The 2862-nt window shown below is 57.0% G+C and carries 5 protein-coding genes; all 5 read right to left on the bottom strand.

Annotated elements, in window-relative coordinates:
* Positions 1-296 precede the first annotated feature (296 nt).
* The 5 genes from M987_RS23150 to M987_RS23130 all read right to left on the bottom strand — a co-directional run bounded on the left by M987_RS23150 (position 297) and on the right by M987_RS23130 (position 2625).
* Positions 297-632, bottom strand: coding sequence for a hypothetical protein (locus tag M987_RS23150; RefSeq protein WP_014063861.1), 336 nt, complete (start codon positions 630-632; stop codon positions 297-299).
* A gap of 41 nt (positions 633-673) precedes the next feature.
* On the bottom strand, positions 674-1465 hold the full coding sequence (locus M987_RS23145; protein ID WP_014063860.1) for an N-6 DNA methylase: 792 nt from the start codon (positions 1463-1465) through the stop codon (positions 674-676).
* A 40-nt stretch (positions 1466-1505) separates the two neighbouring features.
* Positions 1506-1706, bottom strand: coding sequence for a hypothetical protein (locus M987_RS23140; RefSeq protein WP_014063859.1), 201 nt, complete (start codon positions 1704-1706; stop codon positions 1506-1508).
* Positions 1707-1789: 83 nt separating this feature from the next.
* Positions 1790-2251: a hypothetical protein gene (locus M987_RS23135; RefSeq protein WP_014063858.1), complete on the bottom strand. Its 462-nt coding sequence runs from the start codon at positions 2249-2251 to the stop codon at positions 1790-1792.
* Positions 2252-2310: 59 nt separating this feature from the next.
* Positions 2311-2625 (bottom strand): hypothetical protein, encoded by a 315-nt coding sequence (locus tag M987_RS23130; RefSeq protein ID WP_014063857.1) that lies wholly within the window; start codon positions 2623-2625, stop codon positions 2311-2313.
* Positions 2626-2862 lie beyond the last annotated feature (237 nt).

Here is a 2862-nt window from a genome sequence, read left to right as displayed (position 1 = left end):
TCGCCCTGCCCGTTTTTATCGTTCTGGCCATCCTGGTGACGCTGGCTGATATCACTGTGATTTGACCGGAAACCTGGCCCACACAGTCAAAACAGCAATTACCATTAACGCTAATGTATGCGTCCATTAGCATTAACTTGCAGTCCAGATGGTGGCATACAGATGAGAATGACCGGGAAACTGAGGGGCACAGCGGTAGCGCCGGAGGCGCTTTCGTCCGCCCTGGCTCCCCGGAGGGGAGCACGGGTTTATGGGGTTGCCCCGATGACCGCACCGGGGCGTATCGTCTGGCGGGATCAGATCAGTTCCTCCCCGTTCCCCCCGCATTCCTGCTCATAGTGCATCATCGCCGTTTCCAGCAGGCCGTTAAGACACCCTGCCCCGTCTCCGTCCGGGTCACACTGTTCACACAGGTGAAGCAGGTTGGCCAGAAAATCGGTAACAACGGTTTCCACGCTCTCACTTTCGCGGTTAAGCCCGGTTTTACAGGCGAAGGCCCACAACGCCTGCGCAGCCAGTGCGGCGTGGTCTTCAACACTGCGGATTTTTACCGGCTCAGGCTGGCCGCTGAGGTGCTCAGCCATTGTCTCCAGCACAGTCGCCGGAATGCCGTTGAGTGTATTATTTTTCATGTTTCTCTCCCGGCGGCAGGTCTGCCCTGCCGCCCTCTCTGTCAGGCGGCCACGGAGGCCAGAAAGTTTTTCATGGCGTCAACACGCTCGCGAAACGCCAGACGTTCGTGCCACGCGTTGAAATAGTAAACGGGCGTATAGCGCACACAGCTGGCCTTAAGGGTCAGCGTATTGCCGGTCACCACTTTCGCGGGAATACCCAGTAGTGCCAGCTGGATGAAGGCCATATCCGCCACCATCGGATCGATATCGGTACAGGTGGCGTAAAGCTGTTCAGACGGGTTCAGTCCGGCTTCCACCATCCAGTACGCAAAGGCGATCACCATTCCGGCACTGCCGCAGGCTGGCTCATCGAGCGCCATCCACCCGTTTCGTTTTATCGTCTCCTGAGCGCCTAGCATGAGTAATCCGGCCATCAGGCGGGAGATGCAGGACGGCGAGAAATACTGCCCCATTTCGTCCGCGCCCAGCTCCTGCTCCATATACAGGGAGCCGAGAAAGTCATGAATTTCACCCGCCAGCCCTTCCACCATCAGACAAAACAGCTGTTTCATGGCGTCTATATCGGATGGCTGATAGCGGTCGCAGATCCGGCGGCTGTTCCCGATATTCTCCGGCGTGCGGATACGCGCCATATCCAGCTCACTGGCCGCCAGGGTAATGAAATCGCGGAACACCTCGGAACGGTGCAGGTTCGGCGCCGTATGGCGGAACACCTGGGCGAACTGCTTCCGCGCCTCAGCTGGCGACATCATCCGTGCAGGGGCTGACTCTGCTGGCTGCACCGCTGGCAGCTCAGCCAAGAACAGGGATTCAAAACTCAGTTGTGACATGGTTTCTCCTTACCGGCCGCCCGTGGACGGCCGTCTCCTGTTAAGCCAGTCCAAGCGCCGGATAGACGCTGACACCCAGACCACAATCGGCGTTTGCGGCATAGCCTGTGCCAGCATTCACCACGGACATAAATTGCTGCCACTGGTTAAAGCGCAGTGCGGGAACGTGGGCAGATTTTCCGGCCCGGAGGGCATTTACAAACGCCTCGGCCTGTGCGACAGTCTGCGGGTCAAATTTCATGATCAATCTCCTTTGGTTGTGATTGCCGGTTCACCGTTACCGCGGCTACCCGGCGTTGAAAAAGCGGGGGAAACCCCGCTTTTTTAATGCGCGGAATTCAGTGGCGTATCGAGACAGAAACGGTTGATCACATCGCCAATAAGCTCCCGGTGATTCAGGGTGTGCAGGTCGTGACACTCGAAGAATCGCTCTCCGTACCGCACATAAATCGCGGTCACATCGCCGCCCGTGAACGCCATCGATTTGAATGACTCCCCGCCAAAACCCCGGCACCAGTCCATCAGCGGCAGCGCTTCAAGCTGTCGGATGTAGCGGTTTTGCGTGATCTCCACCCACTGACGGCGAAACCCGATATTTTGCTTTTCCTGCACCTGGACGAACGACATCAGCTCTGCATCCGGATAGAGGCTGCGCACGCTATCCAGCGTTGCCGCTTCGTACTGGGTGACCCATTCACCGTTTCGTTGTTTCGCCCAGGCATACACGGCGTTGCTGGACGGAATGTAGAAAACCATTGGCACTGCGGTCGGGGTGTTAACGTTCATTTCTCTGGCTCCTGTTCAGTCAGGTTTCGTGCGACGGCTGCCGCACGGCTGGAAAAGGGTTAAATGTCGATACCTGCGCGCTCAATCAGGCGCACAAACTGTTTAAAGTGGTCCGCTTCAACGACATGGATATGGCTGAACTCTTTATTCACACCGCTGCTGAGGGCGTAGAAATAGCGGACACTCATTTTTTCAGGGCAGCTTCTGCGCAGTTTCTTCAGCTCAGCAAGGCTGCTGAACTCCAGAACGTCCGCTTCCTCAGCAGAGTTTTTTTTCTGCTCAGCGACGAGGATCGTGTAAGAGACGGTTTTTCCCCCTATCTTCCTGGAAGATTCGGGAGCGGCGGTTTTGACGTTGACGTTTTGTGTGTGCATCCTGGTTTTCTCCTGTGGTGATGGTTTCCATCTCCCTGGTGAGTTCTCTCGCGGCAAAGGGCAAGAGGAGCAATGGCGGGGCGGCAGGAAAAGGGCGCTGACAACAGTTTTTGCGGCCCTTCGCAAAAAGTTTTGGCAGCGTTCACTTCACCCTTTGGATGACGAACCGACGGTGCTACAAGCAGCCCTCCGCGTGAGGACACACGGTGGATGGCCTCGCCGGGCGAACAGGATGCA

The organism is Enterobacter soli ATCC BAA-2102, from assembly GCF_001654845.1.
GTDB classification, from domain to species: Bacteria; Pseudomonadota; Gammaproteobacteria; order Enterobacterales; family Enterobacteriaceae; genus Enterobacter; species Enterobacter soli.
This window is presented reverse-complemented; position numbering and strand designations above follow the sequence as displayed.